The organism is Streptomyces fuscigenes (assembly GCF_021556455.1).
Taxonomy (GTDB): Bacteria; Actinomycetota; Actinomycetes; order Streptomycetales; family Streptomycetaceae; genus Streptomyces; species Streptomyces fuscigenes.
Window position 1 is genome coordinate 1 of sequence record NZ_JAKGCV010000566.1, and the last position, 3,021, is coordinate 3,021.

Consider the following 3,021-nt stretch of genomic DNA (forward strand, 5'->3'; position numbering starts at 1 on the left):
GTTCCCCGTGCCCGCCCCGCCGCCGGCCTCCGGACCGGCCTCCGGACGGTCGCCGGCCTCGGGACGGTCCTTCGGGCGCTGTGCCTCATGGCCGGCCGGCGGGAGCACGAGGCCGCTGCGGAGCAGCCCGGTCGGCGGGCCGGAGCGCGTTGACGCGCCGCCGCCCGTCCCCAACGGCCCCGACGGCCCCGACGGCCCCGACGGCCCCGACGGCCCCGACGGCACGGGAGACCCCGACGGCACGGGAGACCCCGATGTCCCGGACTGGCCCGTCGTACCGGCGGCACGTCCGTAGCGGTCGCCCAGCGACTCGGCCGCGATCTTCTCCTGGAGCTTCAGGATGCCCTGGAGCAGCGCCTCGGGGCGCGGCGGGCAGCCGGGCACGTACACGTCGACGGGGATGATCTGGTCGACGCCCTTCGTGACCGCGTACGAGTCCCAGTAGGGGCCCCCGCAGTTCGAGCACGCGCCGAAGGAGATCACGTACTTCGGCTCGGGCATCTGCTCGTACAGCCGCTTGACGGCGGGCGCCATCTTGTCCGTGACCGTGCCGGACACGACCATCAGGTCGGCCTGGCGCGGGCCGGGGGCGAAGGGGATCACGCCGAGCCGGATGAAGTCGTGGCGCGCCATGGAGGCCGCGATGAACTCGATCGCGCAGCAGGCCAGTCCGAAGTTGAACACCCAGAGGCTGTAGCGGCGGCCCCAGTTCAGGACGACCTTCATCGGCTCGGGGGCGAGCCGGGACAGCGCGCCGAGGCGCCGCGGCTCCGGCAGCGGCTCGGGCCCGCGCGTCGCGCCGGACCCGGGTGTGGGGGGCGGGGTCACGTCCATTCGAGGACGCCCTTCTTCCATGCGTAGAGCAGTCCCACGGCCAGGAAGCCGAGGAAGACGAACATTTCCACCAGCGTCGTCGCGCCGAACCCGGGAGCGGCGAAGACGGTCGCCCAGGGGAAGAGGAAGACGGAGTCCACGGCGAAGATCACGTACAGGAAGGCGTAGACGTAGTAGCGCACCTGCGTGTGCGCCCAGCCCTCGCCGACGGGGTCGACCCCGCACTCGTACGTGAGCAGCTTCTCGGGGGTCGGCACGAGGGGCCGCAGCAGGCGTCCCGCGCCGAAGGCGACGGCGACGAAGAGCACGCCGACCACGGCGAGCAGCCCGACCACCGCGTAGCCGTGGAAGTAGCCCGCCGCGAGCACCACCGGCTCCGCCACGTCCGCTCCTCGCTCCCTGCCCCGCCGGGTCCGCCGGGGCCGCAGCCCCGGTGCCCGCCGGGGCACGTTCCGTTCGTTCCGCTCCCTGTACCCGCCGGGTGCAGTGGTGTTCCCGGCCCCGGGCGCCGGCGTGTTCCGAACGCCCCGCGCCCGCGTCCGCACACGTCGCGCGGAGGCACCGCGCGTCGTCACACACATCACGCACGTCACGCCGACGCACCGCGAGCCGTCACGCACGTCAGGCACGTCAGGCACGTCACACACATCACGCACGTCACGCCGACGCACCGCGAGCCGTCACGCACGTCAGGCACGTCAGGCACGTCACCGCACGCCTCCGGCGAACCGGACGGACGGCACGTTCACCCGCCGTGCCGACATACCGGCTGTACGGAGCCGAAGTCTAGGCCCTCGTAAAGGAGGGGTAAGCGCCCGTCCCCGGTCCCGGCGCACACCCCGGCACGAACGGGGTGGGGCTAGCCCCACCTCGGGGGCTTCGGGTTACCCCATGGCGCCCGGTCCCCGGGGGCGGCAGGCTTGGGCGGTATGACCGCAAGTCCACGCCCGAGTGGCGTCCCGAACGCCGCCCCGGGCAGCCCCGGTGAGCGGGGCGGCCCCGGCCGCGCCGACGCTCCGCCGCCCGCGCGTCTCGCGTACGACCGGCACACGTGGAAGGAGATCGCGCATCTGCTGGCGAACTTCCCCACCGCGCTGATCGGCTTCGTCTATGTGGTGACGACCCTGGTGGTCGGCGCCGGCCTGTCCGTGACGGTGATCGGGCTGCCGCTGCTGGTCGCGGGGCTCGCTGGCACGCGCCTGTTCGGCCGGCTGGAGCGGGCCCGCGCCCGCGCGCTGCTGGGCGTCGCCGTGGACGAGCCGAGCCCGATGTTCCGCCGGGGCAACGGGTTCGTCGGCCGCATGATGTCGGCGCTGAGGGACCCGGTGGGCTGGCGGACGGCGCTGTACACGTTCATGCGGCTGCCGTGGGGCATCGTGACGTTCAGCGTGACGCTCGTGGGGCTGTTCGTGCTGTGGCCGGTCCTGCCGCACATCGCGCGGGGCCTGACGAACGCGGACCGGGCGATGGTGCGCGGTCTGCTCTCGCCCGACGAGGAGCTGGAGGCGCGGGTCGCGGAGCTGGAGTCGGACCGCGGGGTCGTCGTGGACACCGCCGCCGCCGACCTGCGCCGCATCGAGCGCGACCTGCACGACGGCGCACAGGCCCGGCTCGTCGCCCTCGCCATGGGCCTCGGGCTCGCCCGGGAGAAGCTGACCGAGGACCCGGAGGCCGCGGCCGCCATGGTGGACGAGGCGCACGGCGAGGTGAAGCTCGCGCTCCAGGAGCTGCGGGACCTCGCCCGCGGCATCCACCCCGCCGTCCTGACCGACCGCGGCCTCGACGCGGCCCTGTCCTCGGTCGCCTCGCGGTGCACGGCGCCGGTCAAGGTCACCGTCGAGCTGGACGAGCGGCCCGCGGAGGCCATCGAGGGGATCGCGTACTTCACGGTCTCCGAGCTGCTGCAGAACGTCAGCAAGCACAGCCGGGCGCGGTCCGCGAGCGTCGACGTGTGGCGGACCCGGGACCGGATGCTGATCCAGGTCTCGGACGACGGGGTCGGCGGGGCGCGGCTGGACGGCGGCACGGGCATGGCGGGCCTGGCGGACCGGCTGGGCGCCGTGGACGGGCTGTTCGTCCTCGACTCGCCGCAGGGCGGCCCGACGACGGTGACGGCGGAGCTGCCGTGGCGCCGCCGCTCGCCGGCCGCGCCTGGCACCGTCGACGGCCCCGGTCCGGCGTCCGGCG

General features: G+C 74.5%; 2 protein-coding genes and 1 pseudogene. 1 reads left to right on the plus strand and 2 read right to left on the minus strand.

Translation table 11 applies throughout. The features are described 5' to 3' along the window. Positions 1-177 precede the first annotated feature (177 nt). A pseudogene (locus tag L1885_RS26335) lies at positions 178-834 on the minus strand (NADH-quinone oxidoreductase subunit B); the annotation flags it as partial. Further along, positions 825-1,217, minus strand: coding sequence for an NADH-quinone oxidoreductase subunit A (locus tag L1885_RS26340; RefSeq protein ID WP_235799666.1), 393 nt, complete (start codon positions 1,215-1,217; stop codon positions 825-827). The pseudogene L1885_RS26335 and the gene L1885_RS26340, both read right to left, overlap by 10 nt. Before the next feature lie 546 nt (positions 1,218-1,763). Here L1885_RS26340 and L1885_RS26345 point away from each other — a divergent pair. Continuing rightward, the coding region (locus L1885_RS26345) for a sensor histidine kinase (RefSeq protein ID WP_235799667.1) at positions 1,764-3,021 on the plus strand (1,258 nt) is incomplete at its 3' end.